The organism is Vibrio sp. Vb0667 (assembly GCF_033391095.1).
Genome location: NZ_JAWPOL010000002.1, coordinates 463046 through 482870, shown reverse-complemented (window position 1 = coordinate 482870; position 19825 = coordinate 463046). Strand labels below are relative to the sequence as shown.

The following is a 19825-nucleotide window of genomic DNA, read 5'->3' as shown; positions in this document are numbered from 1 at the left end:
GATTATCGAAAAAAACGCGAATCCGCCAGATAAGTCTATGGTCTTTTAACGGTTTTGCGGTAATCTATGTGGGTTACAAAAAGTGAACATGGAGGCCACGATGGCACAAGATTGGGACGGCTTAGCAAAAAACTGGGAATCAAATCCAGCAACAGAGCAATTTGCGCAGTCGGTGTTTGAGCAGTTACAACAGCTAACTCAGCTTGATGGCATTAAAGTACTAGATTTTGGATGCGGAACAGGGCAGTTAAGTCAACGATTGTCACCGATGGTTAAAGACATCGTAGCATTAGACGCATCGGAAGCCATGATTGAGGAACTCGATAAAAAAGAGCTCGTCAACGTAGAACCTGTGGTAGATGCACTATCTCGCGGCTTGGTCGCTCAGCACCCTGCGTTTCGTGGACAGTTCGATTTGGTGGTTGCATCATCAGTTTTAGCGTTCGTGGAAGACTTAGACGCGTCATTAACGATCTCGCATTCTCTACTTAACCACGGCGGCTATTTTGTTCATTTTGATTGGATTGCAGAATGTGAACAAGACGGTTTTACCCTTGCGAAGTCTGAGCGTGCACTGAAAGAAGCAGGCTTTACTGAAGTTGAATCGCAACACGTTTTTGACATTACATCTGACGGTAAAACAATGTCGGTATTAATGGGGCTTGGTCGCCGCTAATACTGCTGAATAAAGAACACAAAATGACAAAAGCGAGCTAACAAGCTCGCTTTTTTCTTATCTGCTGAGGGTATATGTAACTTCACTTGCTCTAAACAAGTCGTCGTGGTGCAGGCAAGGACATACTCGAACAACTAAGTCTTCGGAGGTTATTTTGAGACGACTATCCTGCGTATCTCCTCCAGCACTTCAGGGTTGGCTATTGCGCCTAAATTTTCGACGCTTCGGTTGTTAACGACTTGCTTAACGGCTAACTCGACCAGCTTTCCTGAGCGTGTCTTAGGTATATCGCTTATTGCGTAAATCGCACTAGGTACATGCCTTGGAGAACATGCAGACTTTAGCTGTGCTTTGATGGAAGCGATCATCTCGTCATTGAGCTCTACCCCTTTGACTAATTGGACAAACAGCCATATTTGTTCGTTGCGATCGACTTCTTTTCCTACTGCGATCGAATCTAGAATACCGTCTATACAGTTCACTTGCTGATAGATTTCGGCCGTGCCGATTCTTACGCCACCGGGATTCAACGTGGTATCACTTCGACCATAAAACACGTATCCCCCAACGCTGGTCTGTTCAACATCATCGCCGTGGTGCCAAATATTGTCGAATTTATCCCAATAAGCGCGATGATATCTCTCACCGGTGTCGTTCCAAAAGCCAGCAGGGAAGTTGGGTAATGAATTGGCACAAACCAACTCACCGCGCTCTCCCATTACGCTATTACCTTGTGGGTTAAAGACTCGGACATCGACCCCTAACGCTGCTGATTGGCACTCTCCCCGATAAACGGGAGAAATAGGGTTGCCTAATACAAAGCAGCCACAAATATCTGTTCCGCCAGAAATCGAGGCGAGGTGTACATCTTCTTTAATGTGCTGATAGACATAATCAAACTGTTCTGGATACAGAACAGAGCCAGTCGAACAAATGGTTTTCAGACTTGAAAATGCATCACTTTTCTGCGGAGAAAAAGATGCTTTTTCCAGCGCCTCTAGGTATTTTGCTGAGGTTCCAAATAGCGTCACTTCGGCTTGTTCTGCGAGGTCCCAGAGCACATTATGAGTGGGGTAAACAGGGCTACCATCAAAAATCACCAAACATGCACCGCTCGCGAGTGAAGAAACGTGCCAGTTCCACATCATCCAGCCGCAGGTTGTGTAGTAAAACACTCGGTCGTTCGGTTGAATATCGCAATGCAGTTGATGCTCTTTCAAGTGATTAAGCACCGTTCCGCCGACGGAATGAACGATGCATTTCGGTTTGCCTGTTGTGCCTGAAGAATAAAGCACAAATAGCGGATCGTTAAAATTCACACGAGTAAAAGTCAGCGCTTCGGGTGTGTATTGATTCAGGACGTTTTGCCAATCTTGGGTGCAGACATCGCATTCAAAAATGTGTGGTTTAAGGTAGCTAATTTGGCAAACTTGTTTAAGACCATCAAGATGATCCGCAATATGCTGGTTTTTCTCAGACATATCGAAAGTTTTGCCATTGAATGTATAGCCATCACAAGTAAACAGGATTTTGGGTTTCACTTGACCAAAGCGCTCCAAAACGCTTTCGACGCCAAAATCAGGTGAGGTGGAAGTCCAGGTCGCCCCTAAACTGGTGGTTGCTAGCATAGCTATCACCGTTTGAGGTAGGTGAGGTAAATAACCAGCGACGACATCACCTTGCTTAATTCCACATTCTTTCAACCATTGCTGCACACTCGAAACTTCTTCGCACAACTGTTTCCAGGTGTAGGTCTGTTTTTCTTCACGTTCATTTTCAAACCAAATCGCGAGATAATCGGGTTGGTGACACGCGTAGGTTAGCAAATTTTCGGCGTAGTTAATTTGCGCGTTTGGGAACCATTTTATATCCCTATTTTCAACAGGTTGCTGCCAGCGACTTTCTGCTCGCTCTTTTATGGTCTCTCCCTGAGTGCCGATGACGTCGCAGAATAGCCAAACTTCCTGCCAAAATTTTTCTACATGATCGAGTGACCATTGATGCAGATCAGCGAAGCTTTCAAGGGTATTTCCTTGTCGATTAATGTGTTCAATAAACTGTGTAATGTTGGCTTCTTCGATACGACTTTCGCTCGGTTGCCATACTTTGCTGCTCTCGCGCATAGGTCCCTCTATAACAAAGTGATAACAGGTTTTAGTTTGAGAGGAATACACGATAAAGTCAAACAAGCCAGATATTATATCGTGTCATAAAAATCATGCAGTTACGATGAGTTGTAAACAATATGTTACATCGGGATGATGCTGAGAAAATCGCGCAGGGATTGGAAGCTCTTAAGACTACAGATAGGCTTAATGTAAAGGATTTGTTAATGGAGATGAGCCATGACCCAGTATCGTTCTAAACCCGTAAACCAGGAAGGCAGGGTTGAATGGAGCCGTGAAGAAGACGCCATTTGGCGAGATTTGGTAACACGACAAATGGGTGTGATCCAAAACAGAGCTTGTGAGGCTTATTTACACGGTTTGACGCTGCTTGATTTACCTCAAGACCGCGTTCCTCAGTTGCCAGAAATTAATCGTGTCTTGATGGAGACAACAGGTTGGCAAGTGGAGCCCGTTCCCGCGCTTATTGATTTCGACCGATTTTTTAATCTACTCGGTAATAAGCGCTTTCCAGTCGCCACATTCTTGCGTACAAGAGATGAGTTCGATTACTTACAGGAGCCAGATTTCTTCCACGAAATATTTGGTCATTGCGCGATGTTAACCAACCCAGACTTTGCTGCATTTACCGAGCATTATGGTCAACTAGGGCAAGCCGCTACCCCAAAACAAAGAGCCTATCTCGCTCGTCTCTACTGGTTTACCGTAGAGTTTGGTTTGGTGAAAGAAGGGGACAAAACCAAAATTTACGGTGGTGGTATTCTTTCATCTCCTGGCGAAACCCTCTACGCATTAGAGAGTGATGCAGCAATTCGCGACCCATTTGAATTACAAACAGTGCTGAGAACGCCTTATCGTATCGACATCATGCAACCGAAGTATTACGTGATTGATGACTTTTCTCAGCTCTTTAAAATTAGTCAGTTAAATTTATTGAAACAAGCCGATCTAGCGATTGAAGCTGGACTGCTTCCTCCACTTTTTGAACCAAAGGAACCTGCTCATGTTGAATGAACAAAAATGCGAAGCTTGTAGTATCGATGCCATTGCACTAAGCAAAGAAGAGCAACAGTCTCTGCTTCTGCAATTGTCTGATTGGCAGATCATTGAAAGAGAAGATATACCTCAACTAGAAAAGGTGTATAAATTTAAGAACTTCAAACAAGCATGGGCTTTCAGTAACAAAATCGCGGAACTGGCAGAAGATGAGTTCCACCATCCCTCTATTTTGTTGGAATGGGGTAAGGTTACCGTAACGTGGTGGAGTCACTCTATCAAAGGTCTGCATAAAAACGATTTTATCTGCGCATCAAAGTGTGACGCGCTAGCATCGGCAGAGTAGGACATTACCTCATACAAAAAAACGCCCGGCTTACGTCGGGCGTTTTGGTTCTAAATGACTTTTACATTACTTTATAGATTGATTCGGAAGACGGATGTCGTGCCCGATACCTCATTGCCAACGACGATAAAATGACCACCATTACGGGTAAAGTAATTAATGGATTCTGGACCTAAATCGCCTGCTTTTGGATTGTATGTATCGTTCATGCATTCGCCATCTTCGACTTCTGTACACACTGGTTGATTGTAATCATGGCGGTTGACGTAATGTATAAACTGCGCTTGTTTCGGGTCTGTGATGTCATAAATCATGATACCGCCTTGACGCTCCAAGCCGATAAACGCGTAATGGCGGCCGTTAATTTGTGCTACTTCAATCGCCTCTGGCTCAATGCCTTTATCATCACTTCGGTCATCGCCACTATTATTGTTATCGTTGGTGCTGTTGAAGTTCTTGCCTTCATTCAGCAGCGCGATAGTCGCGAAATCGTCACCACTATCGAAGACCAACTTGCCGTTTTCATCCCAAATCGAGAATGAACGCGCGCCAAATGATTGAACATTCTCTTGTGCAGAAAGCGTTTGTTCCGGCTTAATCACTTTTAAACGCGCGAGTTGTTTGTTGTCTTTTAGTGCCTCTGCCAATGGGTGTTCTGCTGCCACTTTCAGCTTCTTACCGCGCACTTCATCAATATGGCTTAAACAGCTCCCTTGCTCAGATGTGTATTCATCTGTACCGAGGTAATCGTCTTCATCCCACATAAAGCCAGCTTTGTCGCACAGTTCTTGAGTGGTTTTGAATCTGTACTCACGCCCGTCGCCTTCATTTGCAGATACGATGTAAGTACTCCCATTCACTGAGTAGCTGTCGATGGTGTCAGGCATAAATAAGCCAACCAGTTGTGGGTAGCTTTTCAAGTTCCCAATGATTTTGTCTTTGTTGGATGCATCGAGTTTAGCGCCCGACCAAGACTTCTCTCCTAAGCCAACAATTTTTTCTACCGATTTGCTCTCTGGATTGACGATTGCCATGGCGTTATTTTCTTGTAGCGCGACATAGATTTTACCGTTATCTGCAAAAGTGAGGTATTCCGGCTCTAGATCTTGTGCGATGGTGGCGTTTGGCCCCGAAATACGCACATTCATTGGGAGCTCTGCTTTTCGTGAACCATCAAATTCGTTAAAGCCAATTTGTGTTACTTCTGCTTGAGTAACACCAAGGCTCAGATCGATCAAAGTGATACTACCTTCAGGGTCAATGCTGTAATCGCTGTTTGGTTCTCCTTCATTAGCGGTTGCGATGTATCGGCCATCTTTTGAGAAGCCAACCATGTCTGGCAATGCGCCTGTTGGGAAAGTCGTGACTAATGACAAATCGCCGGAGCGGTACAAGCCAACAATACCATTCGCTTGTTTATTACTGTTTTCAATCGCAACTGCTACCAAACCATTGAATACAGCGACACTGTTTGCTGCGCCAATTTCAATGCCCGCTGCTTCGCCAGCGCTGTTGAGATCAATGAATGCGCTTTGCGTTGGTACGCCGTTGTCATCCATAGAAAGTACATCGACACGTTTTGCTTGAGCATTAACCACATAGAGTTTATCCGTACAAGCGTCATAACTGACGATTTCAGCTGCCGATGTGTCGAATGGAGCATCAGCAACGGATGTTCCGATAAACGTTAAACCTTGAATTGACGTTTCCCCAGTAACGGGTGCAGTGGTAGGTTTGCATTGTGTAGCGAATGAAGCCACGGTATCTTCGGGTTGTGATGAACACGCGATGGCAAGTGATGACAATGCGAGTACACCGATTGCCTTTAAAGGGGTGATCATGATATCTCCTTATCAATCCGATAGGTTGTCAATCAGCATGGGTTTTATGCTGCTGTCCATTTCCGCAATTGGAATGATAGAGCGCTGAATGACGTTTGATTTGGTAAGGCTCTGAATATATGTATGATTGATGACTCTTATATTGGCTTTTTATGAAACTAATGTGTCATCAATATGATGAAGTAGGGATAGAGGAATAATGGAATTAAAATCGTTTTTAGATTTATTGGCAGCGTCACCAGAGCAGGTCGAATTTGAAGCAACGATGGCGGTGATCGAAGATAACTATACGTTTGAGCCAACCGCTTTTGTAAATGGTGAGACACAAAACAATGCAGGCGAGAACAACGGTTCGTGTAAGATCTTCGCTTTCGGTTTGCTAAACAACCTAGACAAAGAAGCGACGCTAGCCTGCTTTGGCCGTTTTTATCGTGAAGATGTATTGCAGCATCCAGAGAACAGCGATCACCAGAATATTCGTAATTTTATGGTGACAGGGTGGGAAGGCATTAAGTTTGAAGCGTCCGCTTTAACCGCTAAATAAACACCAGTCAGAAAACGATGATCAGTAAGCCAGTCGTATTACGCGACTGGCTTTTTTTCTAGACATTTTCGGCACAAACACAGTTGGTTGGCGCTTGGCTTGGGTAAATCACGGGTTTCAATAGTAAAGCACCAGCATGTCTCTTTGCCTGCGGCGATATCACAATGGGCTTGAGTCCCGCACTCAGGACAACTGTGCGTTGAATCTTCTCCTGCGATTTGTTCGATAATCGCATCTCGTTGGAGATCGGTTTTGTCTTTCCATTGGATGATTTCATCCATCGTTCGGTGACAACCAGAGCATATTCCGGCGTTATTTTTACATGCAGCTCGACAAGGTGACTTCATTGCTTTCTCGTTCTCATTTTTTATGCCGCGTACTCTAGCATAAAGCGAGTCAAGGCCGCCAAAAATAAACGTGACTGCGATTTGCTGGTGAGGAGGGAGAACCAGTGTTACCCTTGGACGAGTTACCTTAACTCTCTGTCACTTATGTTAGAAAAAGAAAACCTCATTAAACTCGCTAGAATGCAAATGCCATTTGGGAAATATGCAGGGCGAGTGTTAATCGACCTGCCTGAAGAATACTTACTGTGGTTTGATAAAAAGGGCTGGCCAAGCGGCGAGCTAGGGGATTTGCTCAAGCTATGTTTAGCGCTCAAAATTGAAGGCTTAGATAGTGTCGTGAAGCCTTTGAAGCGTATGTAACTAGCCACAGAAACTCCCACTCTTAATGAAAAGACTTATTATGAATTTTGATATCGATGCACTGAAACATCACCAATTGGTCGAAGATGGTAAACTAGAGGGATGTTACATTCATCAGCCAGCTCAAGGTAGCCAACACAATGACAAAGCTGTTTTGGCAGAGCGCCAAGCGTTGGAAAAGTTGGGATATAAGGTAATACAGCTTAAAGCTAAAGGCGGGACAACAACGTTTGCCGAGGCGATGCAAAAGCTTGCGAAGGAAACTGGTCACCTGCCTAAGGAGTAAGTGAGTGTAACCTGCCACAGCCTTACAAGTTCTCCCACCAGACTATTTTTTCATTCAAAAGAGCCAGACCGTTAGGCTGACTCTTTTTTGTCCCCAAATGAGCTGAAATCAATTTCGAAGTGGATAATAGAGTTCAAGATTTTCAAGTATTTAATCTAATAGAAGGCAAGATCACACTCCTACGCTTATTGACAACATAAAGGGGGAGAATGTCTATTCCTTTACTTTAAATGTACTTAAACATTAACTGTTCAACTTGTGCCATACAGGCTCTTTATCGTCTCCCTCAACCACACGATTTTAGGGTTCTGGTTATTGCGCTTGTGCCAAATCATAGTAAATGGAATCAGTAGCTTGTGCTGATAATCTTCAGCAACGGGGATAGGCAACGCTATTAAGTTGGGGTGAAGCTGTTCGCAGTATCGCTGACAATATTTTGGTGCTGTGGTTAACATTTGATGGTCGGGCTTTTCTGCAACAAATAAAGCTTGCTCGAAACTCGCCATCGTTAGGCTAACGTTTCGAGTGTGTCCCTGCTCAGCCAAGATCTCATCCAACACCCAACTGTCATTTTTCTCCCATGCTACATTGATATGGGCATAGCTTAAGAAAGTATCCAAATTCCACTCTTGCTTGAGCGCAGGATGATCTTTGCGGACATACACCATAGGTAAATCTGAGAACAACACTTCGAAGTTAATGAAATACGGTAGCAGTTCTAACGACTCTTTGGAGCGAGGATGGCTTTCGCGGCCAGTAAAACCAATATCCACTTCACCGCTAGTGATGGCATCTAATGAGTCCTCATCCCAGTTATGGTACTTTACCGTTGAGTCTGGGTAAAAGTCATGGATTCGTTTGGTCAGTTCGTCGACCATGATGAGTGACAATGGCGACTCTACTCCAAGATGAAATTTAACTCCGCTTGGAACATCATCACCTCTGAGTGAAACAATCTGGTTACCGATCTGCATCCAGTCTGACAAAAGCACTTGCACGTTTGTCGCGAGATTTGTTGGTTTTAGGCCTTGCGGCGTATTCACAAAAAGCGGGTCATCAAACCAAGCGCGTAGTTTGCCTAGAGACTTACTCACGGTTGAGGGAGTTACATTAAGTTTTTTCGCCGTTTTAGTAACACTCTGCTCTTGCAGTAGCAGTTGCAGAGTGAGCAGTAAATTAAGATCAAGTCGGGCAAGAGATTTCTTCATGAGGCTCACTAACGTTATGATTTGGAAATAATAATATTACGGAGAGTCCAATAACGCCACTAGCAACCAACGCTATCATTAACATCATCACGGCCGACACACCTAGCGTCGCCATCAACCAAATGTAAAGTGCAGACCAAGAAACCTGACCTATGCCAAGCATAGAGCTTGCAAGTCCAGCTTTGCGTGAGAACTGGCTTAACGCTTGGCTCATCGCCACACCAAACCCCATTGGAAAACTCATGCTGAGCAGAGTGAATCCTACCATATAAAGTGTCGGACTATCGCTATTCAAGTGAGCCGCGAGAATAACGATAGCCGACAGAAAATTGGTCATTTGTGCAGCGAACATCAATGTGGTTTGTTTGAAGCAAGAAAGAGCAAATGGAACTGAAAACGATGTCGTCATACCTACCATCGCGAGTAGTGCCATCGTTGTTGAATATTCGCCTCGAGTAAAACCAATTGAATCCATTATTATCATTGGTGACGTATTTACATAAGAGAGAATAGCTGTGACGCCTAAAGATGTATAAATAACGCGCGATATGAAAAAGCGGTTAGATAGTGATTCGTTCGAAGCTTCACTCACCTTTAAAGTTGTGCGCTTGGTTTTAGGCAAGGTTTCTTTCAAGACAAAGCAAGCAATTAAACCTATCACAACACCCATTATCGCCATGGCAGTGAATAACACGGGCCACGGAAACTTGATCATAATCAGATTGCCGATCACGGGGGCAAGTACTGGAATAGAGCAGATAATTCCATTAAGCATCGATAGAACCTTAGCTCGCTCTGGGTCCCCTAGAGTGTCACGCAAAATGGCAAAGGCCACTACATAGCAACATGCGGCACCTACGCCTTGGAAAAAGCGCATTATTAGGAAGCTATTACTGGTCTCAGCAGAGCCCGCGAACATTGATGCAAGGGTAAAAATCACTGCACCGCAAATGGCAACAGGTTTGCGTCCTAAACAATCAGCAGTTCGCCCAACAAAAACCATAGTCGATGCTAGACCAGCGAGGTAAATAGAAAAAGCAATATGAAGTTGTGATTCGCTGGCAGACAGGTCATGGGCGATTTGTGGTAAAGCAACCAAGTAGAGATCTATTGCCGTAGGATAAAGCAACACAAAGGCGAAGCTACATATCAGATATCGGGATAAATTAATTTTTTCCATTACTACCTCGTGAAGGAATTGGGCTTACGAGGATGATATGCAACATTACTCATCTTGGCGCGTTACCTTTCTGACAACAGGTATTTCCATATACGACATCAGTAACGATTGTGGCTATAGCAGTCAAATTTGCCCTAAGAAGAACCGTGGTATTGGGAGAAAGTAATCTATACAACCGAGTCCACTACATTAGTTAAATAGACAACGATGGACATTAGTGAGCTGGAGTTTTCTCAAGCTATATTAAGCTCTCAAAACCGCAGAGCTTAAATAGTGTGGTTAAGCCTTTGATTCGGGTGTGGCCTGCCTTTGTAATCTCTTTCCCCAAAATACAATGTGTTTTGTTTTACAGGAGTCAGAATGCCTGACTCCTTTTCACTTTGCTTGTCGTGAGCTTTACCATCTTGGTCGTAGAGTATTGGTTATCGAAACCATTAACTCATGTTAGTGAAAGGAAGTTCCTGAACCCTATAGTGCTTCTTTCACCAATCTTCTGTTTGGGCCATTATCTCTAACATCCAGACGCGAAATAGCATAAGATACACGGCCTTTACTAGCACTGAGCCACTCATTGTAATGACAGATAAAACACAGCAAGCGACATTTGCCGATCTTGGCCTGATTCCAACATTAGTCGAGCGACTAGAAGCGTTGGAATACAGCCAACCGACGCCCATTCAATCCCGTTCTATTCCTGATATCCTTGAAGGGAAAGATATTATTGGTGGTGCCAATACGGGGTCTGGTAAAACCGCTGCTTTTTCGCTGCCAATCTTGCAAAAAATTGTTCAGCAAGACGAATCAAACAATCGCCGTGGCAACTTCGTTTCCCACCTGATTTTAGTACCAACTCGTGAGTTGGCATCACAGGTGGCATATAACGTCAAATCTTACTCATACCATCTCAGAGATAAGATCAAAACGGTTGCCGTATTTGGTGGTGTATCGGTGAACCCACAAATGCTGGCGCTTCGTGGTGGCTGTGACATCATTGTTGCAACGCCGGGTCGATTACTTGATCTGGTATCCAGTAACGCGATTAAGTTGGACCAAGTAAAAACGCTTGTTCTTGACGAAGCCGACCGTATGTTGAGCCTCGGATTTACCGAAGAACTGAATAAGATTCTTGCGTTACTCCCAGAGAAGAAACAGACGCTGTTATTTTCTGCAACTTTCCCTGATAAAGTGACGACGTTGGCTCAGCAGTTGCTCCGCGACCCTGTTGAAGTTCAGTTGCAGAGCGCAGAAGCCAGCACTTTGGTGCAGCGCGTGTTTAGTGTAAATAAAGGTGAGAAGACGGCGGTACTCGCGCACTTAATCAAACAGCATCAGTGGCGACAGACTTTGATTTTTGTGAATGCTAAGAATGCCTGTAATCATTTAGCTCAAAAGTTGTCAAAACGCGGTATTACCGCTGAAGTTTTCCATGGTGATAAAGGGCAGGGCGCTCGTACTCGTGTCCTTGACGGTTTTAAGTCTGGCGAGATTCAAGTTCTTATTGCCACCGATATCGCAGCACGCGGCCTTGATATAGAAAAACTTCCAGTGGTGATTAACTTCGATCTTCCGCGTAGCCCTGCTGATTATATGCATCGAATCGGTCGTAGTGGTCGTGCTGGTGAAGTAGGTTTAGGGTTATCTCTTATCGATTACGACGACTACCACCATTTCAAAGTGATAGAAAAGAAAAATAAGTTCCAACTTGAACGCGAGCAGGTAGTCGGTTTTGAAGTGGAAGACGATCAGAGTGAAGCCTACTTTTTACCAATGAAGCCGCGAGCGAAGCCGGCAGGTACGGGTAAAAAGAAGAAAAAGCGTAATCAATAGAAAACGTAAACTACATGTGAGTTTACTTACGGGAGTTGTTAGAGAAAAGGAATGCTCACTAGCTTGAGTCTTCGCTTCTAGCCATTCCTTTAAAGAACAATAGAGCCCTGCTGGAGCTACCAGTAGGGCTCTATTGCTTTTCAAGATAGTGTTATTGGCGACGAGCAGGGCGTCCGCGAGGTGAACGCTTTTTAAATGCAGACGCTGCTTTGGCTTGTGACTTAAGAATAGAGTCAACGGTTAGCGGCATTGGCTCTTTAGGTTCAAGGCCATGAGGGAAGGTACGAGCTCTTGGTGGTAAGTTGTATTCTTCTTCGCTCGCGCGTGGCATGCGCTTAAAGCGATAAAGGTAAAAGTTTTCTAATTTTTCTCTCGCCCATTCGGTTTTCTTTAAATACTTCACGCTACTTGCAATCGAAGGCTTAGTGTTAAAGCAATTAAAACGCATTGCTGTATCTAGAATGTCCCAGCCGTAAAAATCCACTAACTCTTGCAACATAGTCTCTAGCTTTAATCCGTGCAGTGGATTGTTCTGTTGCAGCTCGATTCTCTCTTCGTCAGTCATCATTTTTAAGGGCCTTACTCATTAAAGGGCGGAGTTTAACAAAGTATACAATGTAGAGATATCGATAGTTACTTTGCGATGGATGCGAGCACAGTGCTCTCTACCTTGAAAGTATAAATCGGAATTGGCCGCTCTACTTGGCTCTCTGCTCAAAAATGACTCTTAAAAGTTCAAGCGTCCCAGCTCGATGTTAAATTATTGTGTAATAAGTGAGATTTTTGTTGTTCTTTTACTAATGTCTAATATTCCTACCCATAGCAACACATGCTTAATAAGCTCAAAATCAAAATTGGTTCATGCCGCTTTCTTAGTATGGCCTAGAAGTTTGATGTGGGTGTTGTCTCGTATTGGTCGAAGGCCTGTCTACCAAGCGAAACTCTAGTTGACGTAGTTCAACGTTGAAACATAAAAGGATGACTCAATGTCTGACAAAAGTAAGACTTTTTACAGGGATGTGCGCAAAAAACCGCATGAATTTGAAAACCGAGAAGACTTTCTAAATCATGATTTAACCGTCATGAGTTTCCGTCGCTGGGGAATTCATTTGCCCTCACGTGATTACAGTATTGAAATCGAAGACTGGGTACCGGCATTAGCAGCAACCATTGGTAAAGTGGTTATGGTCACTGCCATGGTTTCCGCTTTTGCTGCTCAGTTTGGTTTATCTCCGGAATTCATTGCAGAAAACGTGCGTTACGAATTACTTATCGCTGGAGCCCTGTTCGTCATCCTGTTTTCTGCCATCCTAAACCCGAATGCAAACTTAGCGGGAACCCATGGCCCAATGATACCGCTGATTCCTATGATTGCAGCTGCAGGAGGGCACCCTCTCGCGCTAGGTTTGATGGTATGTGTTTTTGGGTTAATTCTCGCCTTAACCAAAGGTGGCTCTAAACTCATGACTCTGACTGGTATCGGGGTTCGAGGAGGGTTGTTGATCTACCTTGGTGCCGTTGGGTTGCTCGGGCAAATTAATAAGACGGAAGCGTGGGCTGCAAGTACGGACCAAGGTTACATTTCGTTTGTGGTCATAGGCCTAACCGTTATGGTTTACGCTTACTTAGCCAAGATCAATAAACGTTGGCTCGCTATCCCATTGTGCTCTGCACTCGCGGGTATTGTTGCTTATTTGATGGGCGCTGAGTTTGCCTTTACCACAGAACCGGGCCTGCCTAATTTCAGTCCATTCTACTGGTGGGGTGAAGATACAGGCTGGCAGCTAGGCTGGCCAACCCTAGAGCACTTTATTGCCGTGACTCCATTTGCTCTACTGGCAGTCGCTATGTGGTCCCCTGATTATCTCGGCCATCGTGTGTTTCAAGAACTTAACTACCCAAAAGAAGCGAAAGGTGTACTCATGGATGTCGACGACACGATGGTCGGAGCATCTGTTCGTCAGGGGGTTGGTTCACTCTTAGGGGGCGGAAACCTAGCTTCTTCTTGGGGAACGTACATGATTCCTGCCGCAATTGCCAAGCGTCCTATTCCAGGTGGCGCTCTGTTGACGGGTTTCATGTGTATTGCGGCGGCGGTAATTGGCTACCCAATGGATCTAGCAATGTGGGAACCTGTTCTGCGCGTTGCTTTGATTGTGGGTGTATTCTTACCACTCCTTGAAGCGGGTATGCAGATGATCCATAAGCATAAAGATTCACTCAGTGCAGGTATCTGTATTTTTGCCTGTGCATTCGTTAATCCAGTCTTCGGTTGGGCAATCACGATGCTGTTGGATAACCTCGGGCTTATCGGCGACCATGAGCGTGCTAACGAACTATCGCGCAAAGATAAATATCTGATTCCTGGCACTGCGTTTATCGTTTGTGCAGGCTCCCTTGCTGTTGTTGGTCAGCTTCCAGGCATTCCAGCTCTTATCGGTTAATCGAATTATGCTCTAAAGGTATAGTGAGAGCAGTGAGTAAAGGGACTTGCTTCTTAAAATAGTAGACAAAAACAAAAAGCTACCTAGTACCAGGTAGCTTTTTGCATGTAGGGTTAGGCTACGGAGTTAGGCTATATGAGTGATTCAATGCCGTATTTTGCGCCGTAGTGTTCAACGACAAAATCAATGTCTTTGTCACCACGGCCTGATAGGTTGATCAAAATCGAGCCGGTTTCTCCTTGCTGTGCGAGTTTAATTGCGTAAGCGACAGCGTGTGAGGATTCAATAGCAGGGATTATTCCCTCTTCACGAGACAGCTCAAAGAAGGCATCAATCGCTTCGTCATCACTGATTGAGCCGTAATTGACACGGCCAATGTCTTTTAAGTAACTATGCTGAGGCCCAACCGATGGGTAATCCAAGCCACTTGCTACAGAGTACACTTCCTGAGGTTCGCCTTGCGCATCTTTAAGCATGTAAGACTTAAATCCGTGCATGATACCTGGCTCACCGAGTGTGAGTGTTGCAGCATGCTCGCCAACCTTTTGCAAAGAGCGGCCCGCAGGTTCAACGCCGTGAATGGCGACTTGTTCATCCTCTAAGAAAGCAGTAAATAGCCCCATCGCGTTAGAACCACCTCCAACGCATGCGACGAGATTATTGGGTAACTTGCCGGTCATTTCTTTGAATTGAACTCGTGCTTCGTTACCGATAATTGATTGGAAATCTCGTACCATTTTAGGGAATGGGTGAGGGCCAACGACAGAGCCTATCGCATAAAGTTGTGTATCAGGATCTTTCAGATAAGCTTCGAATGCAGAATCTACCGCTTCTTTGAGGGTTTTGCGCCCATGAGTGGCAGGAATGACATTAGCACCAAGGATTCTCATGCGGACGACATTCGGATGTTCTTTGGCGATATCAACTTCACCCATGTAAATATCGCATTTCAAGCCAACCAATGCCGCGGCTGTAGCAAGCGCAACACCGTGTTGCCCTGCGCCAGTTTCTGCAATTAGTTTCTTCTTACCCATCTTTTTAGCGAGAATGGCTTCCCCTAAGCAGTGGTTAATTTTATGTGCGCCTGTATGGTTTAAGTCTTCGCGCTTTAGGTAGATGTCTGCTCCGTATTTTTTAGACAAGTTTTCCGCATGGAAGATTGGGCTAGGTCGTCCAACAAAGTGCTTATACAGGCGAGCGAGTTCCGCTTTAAATTCAGGATCTTTGCTGCATTCCTCATAAGCTGCGTTGATGTCATGCATGATTTGTTCAAGCTCAGGTGGAACAAAACTACCACCGTATTCACCAAAGTATCCTTCTTCGTTGGGCATAGTGAGATCAAACGAGTTTTTCATTATTTACATCCTAGTTAGCGAAAGTATTGATACTTTTATACCCAAAATTTAGAAGTGGTTGTGTGATCAGTTGCTTAAATCAGAGTTCGCGATCTAGTGCACTAGTTAAAAAGTACAGCTTGTGTAGGGGATAATAGTTGTGATGTAGAATCAGGTGGTTTGAATAGGTGCAAAAAAGCCTCGAGAGATCCTAGGCTGTCATAAGAACCTCTCGAGGCAAACAGAGTGCTGGAAATACACTCTGCGATGGTGTCTGGAAACAAAAATTAGATTCGTTTCCTTTGTCAGATATTAGGGTTTTAGAATGAGTCGATGTCAGCGAAATGTCACAAGTTAATTGCGGTATTAAAAGCTTATTTTTTATTTTTGATTAATGGATTAGAAAGTAACCTAAAACAGACTAACCTACCGTGTGTTCTGCATCTTTTAAATTGAACATGATCTTTCTTTGTTTCGAATCGACGTTTTTAACCAATACGTGCACTTTAGTCCCTAAAGTAAACGTGGTGCTCTGGCTAGAAATTTTTTGTTTGACTGCATCAAATTCGAACTCACCATTTTGGAAACTTGATAAAGGAATGAGACCTTCGATTCGGTTTTCCTCTAACTCAACAAATGCTCCGAAGTGTGTGAATCCAGACGCTGTCCCTATAAAGTGTTGTCCGATAAATGGCTTCATGTAATGGCATTTCAGTGCAAACTCAATCTCTCAGCTAGGGATAATGTGCTCGTAATTATTAGAATTTATTGATTGAGCAGATATATTTAATTTCATTTTTTCTCTTATATTCGCCAATCGCTTTTATTTTATAAACTTTATTTTTATGAGCAAAGCATGAGGCGAAGTGATTCAGATATGAATGAGATTAATTTAGTTCCAAACTGGAATTGCAAGGTAGGCGGTGTGATTACCTAAAGATGTATACCAAAGTGACTTTATTGAAAGTGATTAATGATGGTGTGGGAGAGGTAAGTGATTTGGGTATATAAACTTAGATAGAGAATAGTAAGGGCAGTAATAAGTGGAAGGGGATTGTGGCACCAACAACATTGATGCCACACAAAGAATTACAGTGCAGTTACTTCAGCTGCTTGTAAACCTTTGTTACCTTGTTCAACAACGAACGATACTTTTTGGCCCTCAGTAAGAGTTTTGAAGCCTTCAGAAACAATAGAACGGAAGTGAACGAATACGTCATCACCGCCATTGTCTTGAGAAATAAAACCAAAACCTTTAGTTTCGTTGAACCATTTTACTGAACCAGTTAATTTATTAGACATAGATACCTCTATATTTGATTGTTTTAAATATTGAATTTTTAGCTAATATCAAGTGCTACTATATGATTTTAGAGATAACTATTTTGTCGCAGGAACGTAAACGAGGAATTCGATGTGGAACTGAGAGAAACTTTGATCTTTAATTACATTAATAGCTCTTTCCGTAAGAGCTGATGTGCAGTATACCGACAAAATTAATAAAGGCTAGCCTTTTCTTTTTTATTTTTTGAGTACACCAAGCGCATTGCTTTCAAAGCATACGCTTGGTGTATAAGACGGCGTGATGTTATAGGTGGCGTCGAGCGCTTAGTGTTTTCTGGTTGGGCCGTTACGAACGATGTCTTTACCATTGTCATATACGTGCTGCGAAACCCAGCGACCGAGGAGCAATTGGTGCTTTTCTCCTAATACGGCAACAAATGGACGGCCATCGGTATTAGAGGTGGCTAGCGCAACGCCAGTGACACCTTCAAGACCCAGAGCGCCGCTTTCTACTAAATGCAGAAATGCCTCTAACTCTTCAATCGTTTCGATTACATGGTTATCAATATTCATTGTATTCAATCTCTTCGAATTGCATTGCGGTCGCGTACTCTACCTAAGTTAAGCGTGGAAACCAAGCTTCTACGTGCGTCATGTAATGAGAGAACCTTGCCCTGCCACTAATCATCAATAAGTTAGTCTCGATAGTCCGGAACTTGCCTAGATTCAATGAGGCAGAAAACACTCTCTGGTTAGACATGAGTCACATAATGTTGTCTGGTTTATCTCATCAATACTTTTGCTATTGGATGGGGTGAAGGGGAGTGCAATAATTTGTGAAACTCTTTTCCTAAAGGCTGTTATGAAGAAAGTCCTGATTACCGGTTTTGAACCTTTTGGTGGTGACGCCATTAACCCCGCCTTAGAAGCGGTCAAGCAATTAGAGGCCGCGGCCATAAAAGGAGGTGTGATAGTTACTTGCCCAGTCCCCGTAGTTCGATATGACTCGGTGAAAGTCGTTATTGGAGCAATAGAAGCGCACCAGCCAGACTGTGTGATTACTGTAGGGCAAGCGGCCGGGCGTAGCGCGATAACCCCAGAGCGTGTCGCAATCAATGTCGATGATTTTCGTATTCCAGATAACGCTGGTCATCAACCGATTGATGAACCCGTGGTGGCTGATGGTCCTGATGCTTACTTCTCGACACTACCGATAAAGCGTGTTGTGCAAACATTGCAAACGCAGGGTATACCTAGCCAGATTTCCAACAGTGCTGGAACATTTGTATGTAACCACCTTTTTTATGGCATCCAACATTACTTGAAAGACAATCCGATTCGTCACGGGTTTGTTCATACTCCATTATTGCCAGAACAAGCAGCAGATGGCAGTCAGCCTTCTATGTCTCTGGAGATGATAGTCGAAGGGCTAAGGCTGGTGGCGCAAGTTTGTATTGCCAATGAAAACGACATATTGGTCAGCGGCGGGTCGATTTGCTAGTAAGTGTTTTAAAATCCAGTAAGTATATGAAAGATAATAATAAGCTCGTCGTTTGATGTCGTAGTAAATGTTAGCTTTGTCAAATTTCACAAGTAGCGAAAGGAGTAGCATTGAATAGTCAGGTTGGATGTTGTTCAAACTGGCATTCCTCTAGTACAGGAGGTGTTAGGGGCTAACTTTACGAAAGGCGAGTTATTATGAAAAGCAACAAAAGTAAGTCAATCGCACTTATCTCTGTCGTTGTTTTCGCGTTGGCTATTGCTGCGCTTAAATTCGAAAACACGCTCGGAGTTCTTCCCATCGTAGTCGCTATTATCGCGTTTTTTACTTGCGTTATTTATACCAGTAGATACCTGTCTGATATGAAGCGTTCAGAGTTGATAAGTCAACCCAAACAAGCTCGAAAAATGTGTTCCAACGCATCACGCAATGAGCTTGATGCGTGCGATAAAAAGCGTTGAAGCGAGTCACATTCTCCGTATACTTTGCTGGAGCATTAATGCACTAACGTGTCGGAGATAAGCATGTCAAATCGAGTACCAACCAACATACTGACCGGATTTTTGGGTGTCGGTAAAACGACCACGATTTTAAATCTACTGAAGAACAAACCGGAAAAAGAAAACTGGGCGGTTTTGGTCAATGAATTTGGTGAGATTGGCATCGACGGTGCATTGATGACCGACCAAGGCGCGCTGATTAAAGAAGTGCCGGGTGGTTGTATGTGCTGCACTGCGGGTGTGCCGATGTCGGTAGGTATCACCGCATTATTGCGTCAAAAACCGGACCGTTTATTGATTGAGCCGACAGGCCTTGGTCATCCAAAACAGGTTATCGCGACGCTTACCTCACAGCAGTATGAACCTTACGTTGATCTTAAAGCGACGATTGCCTTGGTTGATCCGCGTAACTTAAGTGATGAAAAGTATCTTTCTAACCAAAACTTCGTGGACCAGTTAGACAGTGCAGATGTGGTTATTGGTAGTAAGGTTGACCTATGTTCCAGCCACGACCTTGATGTGTTTAATGACTGGGTGACGGACCAATCCCCTTCAAAAGTATTCAGTAAGCTTATTCATGACGGTGAGTTGCCGATAGAAGTCTTGGATATTGAGCGGGTTTACGGCAGCGCTTCTTCCCATATCGAGTCACATCATCATGACCACGCTCATCAAGAGCCTCAATTCCAATTGGCGCCTGGTGAAGCCTTTGTGCGCAAAGAGAACAAAGGGCAGGGTTATTTTAGTTGTGGGTGGTTGTTTGGGGCAGAGTATAAGTTTGATTTTGAAAAGCTTTTCTCTATGCTTTCGGACTTGACCGCAGAGCGTGTTAAAGCAGTGGTCAATACGGATCAAGGTTGTTACGCGTTTAATGTTGCCAACCGAGTCGTGTCGGTGAATGAAATCAGCTTAGAAGGCTTTGAATCACGATTAGAAGTGATAGATTCTCAGCTGTTGCCATGGGATGAGCTTGAGCGAATTCTCCTTCAGTTATCTGGCATCAAACATTAAATCGCGCAAAGGTT

Annotated in this window: 20 protein-coding genes and 1 pseudogene; 11 read left to right on the top strand and 10 right to left on the bottom strand. The window is 44.0% G+C overall.

Going from position 1 to position 19825, the window contains the following annotated elements:
* Positions 1 to 100: 100 nt before the first annotated feature.
* Complete coding sequence (locus tag R8269_RS04845; protein WP_017821100.1) at positions 101 to 676, top strand: class I SAM-dependent DNA methyltransferase; 576 nt, start codon at positions 101 to 103, stop codon at positions 674 to 676.
* Positions 677 to 825: 149 nt separating this feature from the next.
* Here R8269_RS04845 and R8269_RS04840 read toward each other — a convergent pair whose 3' ends face one another.
* On the bottom strand, positions 826 to 2799 hold the full coding sequence (locus tag R8269_RS04840; protein ID WP_065275388.1) for an acetoacetate--CoA ligase: 1974 nt from the start codon (positions 2797 to 2799) through the stop codon (positions 826 to 828).
* Between the two features lie 222 nt (positions 2800 to 3021).
* On the opposite strand from R8269_RS04840, the gene phhA reads away from it, so the two are divergent.
* A complete protein-coding gene (gene phhA / locus R8269_RS04835; protein WP_005375564.1) occupies positions 3022 to 3816 on the top strand; it encodes a phenylalanine 4-monooxygenase in 795 nt (264 codons plus the stop codon).
* The gene (locus R8269_RS04830) at positions 3806 to 4144 is read left to right on the top strand and encodes a 4a-hydroxytetrahydrobiopterin dehydratase (protein WP_005375563.1); all 339 of its coding nucleotides are present in this window, start codon (positions 3806 to 3808) and stop codon (positions 4142 to 4144) included. The genes phhA and R8269_RS04830 overlap by 11 nt, the downstream gene beginning before the upstream one ends.
* A 71-nt stretch (positions 4145 to 4215) precedes the next feature.
* Here the strand turns inward: R8269_RS04830 and R8269_RS04825 are convergent, their stop codons facing one another.
* Complete coding sequence (locus R8269_RS04825) at positions 4216 to 5985, bottom strand: choice-of-anchor I family protein (protein ID WP_065275386.1); 1770 nt, start codon at positions 5983 to 5985, stop codon at positions 4216 to 4218.
* 199 nt (positions 5986 to 6184) lie between these two features.
* Between R8269_RS04825 and R8269_RS04820 the strand changes: the two genes are divergently transcribed.
* Entirely contained in the window at positions 6185 to 6529 is a 345-nt protein-coding gene (locus R8269_RS04820) for a HopJ type III effector protein (RefSeq protein ID WP_005375560.1), read from the top strand.
* 38 nt (positions 6530 to 6567) lie between these two features.
* Here R8269_RS04820 and R8269_RS04815 read toward each other — a convergent pair whose 3' ends face one another.
* Positions 6568 to 6876, bottom strand: coding sequence for a cysteine-rich CWC family protein (locus R8269_RS04815; RefSeq protein ID WP_080276966.1), 309 nt, complete (start codon positions 6874 to 6876; stop codon positions 6568 to 6570).
* A 144-nt stretch (positions 6877 to 7020) separates the two neighbouring features.
* Between R8269_RS04815 and R8269_RS04810 the strand changes: the two genes are divergently transcribed.
* Entirely contained in the window at positions 7021 to 7236 is a 216-nt protein-coding gene (locus R8269_RS04810) for a DUF3820 family protein (protein ID WP_005375557.1), read from the top strand.
* Positions 7237 to 7276: 40 nt separating this feature from the next.
* On the top strand, positions 7277 to 7522 hold the full coding sequence (locus R8269_RS04805; protein WP_033906842.1) for a hypothetical protein: 246 nt from the start codon (positions 7277 to 7279) through the stop codon (positions 7520 to 7522).
* 251 nt (positions 7523 to 7773) lie between these two features.
* Here R8269_RS04805 and yidZ read toward each other — a convergent pair whose 3' ends face one another.
* Positions 7774 to 8730, bottom strand: a complete 957-nt coding sequence (yidZ, locus tag R8269_RS04800) for an HTH-type transcriptional regulator YidZ (RefSeq protein WP_033907131.1) — start codon at positions 8728 to 8730, stop codon at positions 7774 to 7776.
* Complete coding sequence (locus tag R8269_RS04795; RefSeq protein ID WP_053307823.1) at positions 8705 to 9910, bottom strand: MFS transporter; 1206 nt, start codon at positions 9908 to 9910, stop codon at positions 8705 to 8707. The genes yidZ and R8269_RS04795 overlap by 26 nt, the downstream gene beginning before the upstream one ends.
* A 576-nt stretch (positions 9911 to 10486) precedes the next feature.
* Here R8269_RS04795 and R8269_RS04790 point away from each other — a divergent pair.
* Complete coding sequence (locus R8269_RS04790; protein ID WP_005375545.1) at positions 10487 to 11737, top strand: DEAD/DEAH box helicase; 1251 nt, start codon at positions 10487 to 10489, stop codon at positions 11735 to 11737.
* Between the two features lie 151 nt (positions 11738 to 11888).
* On the opposite strand, the gene R8269_RS04785 is transcribed toward R8269_RS04790, so the two are convergent.
* On the bottom strand, positions 11889 to 12305 hold the full coding sequence (locus R8269_RS04785) for a VF530 family DNA-binding protein (RefSeq protein ID WP_005375544.1): 417 nt from the start codon (positions 12303 to 12305) through the stop codon (positions 11889 to 11891).
* Between the two features lie 418 nt (positions 12306 to 12723).
* Between R8269_RS04785 and R8269_RS04780 the strand changes: the two genes are divergently transcribed.
* Entirely contained in the window at positions 12724 to 14181 is a 1458-nt protein-coding gene (locus R8269_RS04780; protein ID WP_054576803.1) for a DUF3360 domain-containing protein, read from the top strand.
* A gap of 131 nt (positions 14182 to 14312) precedes the next feature.
* On the opposite strand, the gene trpB is transcribed toward R8269_RS04780, so the two are convergent.
* The 4 genes and pseudogenes from trpB to R8269_RS04760 all read right to left on the bottom strand — a co-directional run bounded on the left by trpB (position 14313) and on the right by R8269_RS04760 (position 17372).
* Complete coding sequence (gene trpB, locus R8269_RS04775) at positions 14313 to 15536, bottom strand: tryptophan synthase subunit beta (protein WP_005375643.1); 1224 nt, start codon at positions 15534 to 15536, stop codon at positions 14313 to 14315.
* Between the two features lie 400 nt (positions 15537 to 15936).
* Positions 15937 to 16245, bottom strand: a pseudogene (locus tag R8269_RS04770) (S1 RNA-binding domain-containing protein); the annotation flags it as partial.
* A gap of 359 nt (positions 16246 to 16604) precedes the next feature.
* Positions 16605 to 16817, bottom strand: a complete 213-nt coding sequence (locus R8269_RS04765) for a cold-shock protein (RefSeq protein WP_005375644.1) — start codon at positions 16815 to 16817, stop codon at positions 16605 to 16607.
* Between the two features lie 306 nt (positions 16818 to 17123).
* Positions 17124 to 17372: a hypothetical protein gene (locus tag R8269_RS04760; protein ID WP_005375646.1), complete on the bottom strand. Its 249-nt coding sequence runs from the start codon at positions 17370 to 17372 to the stop codon at positions 17124 to 17126.
* A gap of 289 nt (positions 17373 to 17661) precedes the next feature.
* On the opposite strand from R8269_RS04760, the gene pcp reads away from it, so the two are divergent.
* The 3 genes from pcp to R8269_RS04745 all read left to right on the top strand — a co-directional run bounded on the left by pcp (position 17662) and on the right by R8269_RS04745 (position 19811).
* On the top strand, positions 17662 to 18300 hold the full coding sequence (gene pcp, locus R8269_RS04755; RefSeq protein ID WP_258477372.1) for a pyroglutamyl-peptidase I: 639 nt from the start codon (positions 17662 to 17664) through the stop codon (positions 18298 to 18300).
* 197 nt (positions 18301 to 18497) lie between these two features.
* Positions 18498 to 18761 (top strand): hypothetical protein, encoded by a 264-nt coding sequence (locus tag R8269_RS04750; protein ID WP_005375648.1) that lies wholly within the window; start codon positions 18498 to 18500, stop codon positions 18759 to 18761.
* 63 nt (positions 18762 to 18824) lie between these two features.
* Positions 18825 to 19811 (top strand): CobW family GTP-binding protein, encoded by a 987-nt coding sequence (locus R8269_RS04745; protein ID WP_017821090.1) that lies wholly within the window; start codon positions 18825 to 18827, stop codon positions 19809 to 19811.
* Positions 19812 to 19825 lie beyond the last annotated feature (14 nt).

Bases quoted from the DNA above. Each gene is read 5' to 3' on its own strand.
- R8269_RS04845 (WP_017821100.1), top strand. From the start codon at position 101: ATGGCACAAGATTGGGACGGCTTAGCAAAAAACTGGGAATCAAATCCA.
- R8269_RS04840 (WP_065275388.1), bottom strand. From the start codon at position 2,799: ATGCGCGAGAGCAGCAAAGTATGGCAACCGAGCGAAAGTCGTATCGAA.
- phhA (WP_005375564.1), top strand. From the start codon at position 3,022: ATGACCCAGTATCGTTCTAAACCCGTAAACCAGGAAGGCAGGGTTGAA.
- R8269_RS04830 (WP_005375563.1), top strand. From the start codon at position 3,806: ATGTTGAATGAACAAAAATGCGAAGCTTGTAGTATCGATGCCATTGCA.
- R8269_RS04825 (WP_065275386.1), bottom strand. From the start codon at position 5,985: ATGATCACCCCTTTAAAGGCAATCGGTGTACTCGCATTGTCATCACTT.
- R8269_RS04820 (WP_005375560.1), top strand. From the start codon at position 6,185: ATGGAATTAAAATCGTTTTTAGATTTATTGGCAGCGTCACCAGAGCAG.
- R8269_RS04815 (WP_080276966.1), bottom strand. From the start codon at position 6,876: ATGAAGTCACCTTGTCGAGCTGCATGTAAAAATAACGCCGGAATATGC.
- R8269_RS04810 (WP_005375557.1), top strand. From the start codon at position 7,021: ATGTTAGAAAAAGAAAACCTCATTAAACTCGCTAGAATGCAAATGCCA.
- R8269_RS04805 (WP_033906842.1), top strand. From the start codon at position 7,277: ATGAATTTTGATATCGATGCACTGAAACATCACCAATTGGTCGAAGAT.
- yidZ (WP_033907131.1), bottom strand. From the start codon at position 8,730: ATGAAGAAATCTCTTGCCCGACTTGATCTTAATTTACTGCTCACTCTG.
- R8269_RS04795 (WP_053307823.1), bottom strand. From the start codon at position 9,910: ATGGAAAAAATTAATTTATCCCGATATCTGATATGTAGCTTCGCCTTT.
- R8269_RS04790 (WP_005375545.1), top strand. From the start codon at position 10,487: ATGACAGATAAAACACAGCAAGCGACATTTGCCGATCTTGGCCTGATT.
- R8269_RS04785 (WP_005375544.1), bottom strand. From the start codon at position 12,305: ATGATGACTGACGAAGAGAGAATCGAGCTGCAACAGAACAATCCACTG.
- R8269_RS04780 (WP_054576803.1), top strand. From the start codon at position 12,724: ATGTCTGACAAAAGTAAGACTTTTTACAGGGATGTGCGCAAAAAACCG.
- trpB (WP_005375643.1), bottom strand. From the start codon at position 15,536: ATGAAAAACTCGTTTGATCTCACTATGCCCAACGAAGAAGGATACTTT.
- R8269_RS04765 (WP_005375644.1), bottom strand. From the start codon at position 16,817: ATGTCTAATAAATTAACTGGTTCAGTAAAATGGTTCAACGAAACTAAA.
- R8269_RS04760 (WP_005375646.1), bottom strand. From the start codon at position 17,372: ATGAATATTGATAACCATGTAATCGAAACGATTGAAGAGTTAGAGGCA.
- pcp (WP_258477372.1), top strand. From the start codon at position 17,662: ATGAAGAAAGTCCTGATTACCGGTTTTGAACCTTTTGGTGGTGACGCC.
- R8269_RS04750 (WP_005375648.1), top strand. From the start codon at position 18,498: ATGAAAAGCAACAAAAGTAAGTCAATCGCACTTATCTCTGTCGTTGTT.
- R8269_RS04745 (WP_017821090.1), top strand. From the start codon at position 18,825: ATGTCAAATCGAGTACCAACCAACATACTGACCGGATTTTTGGGTGTC.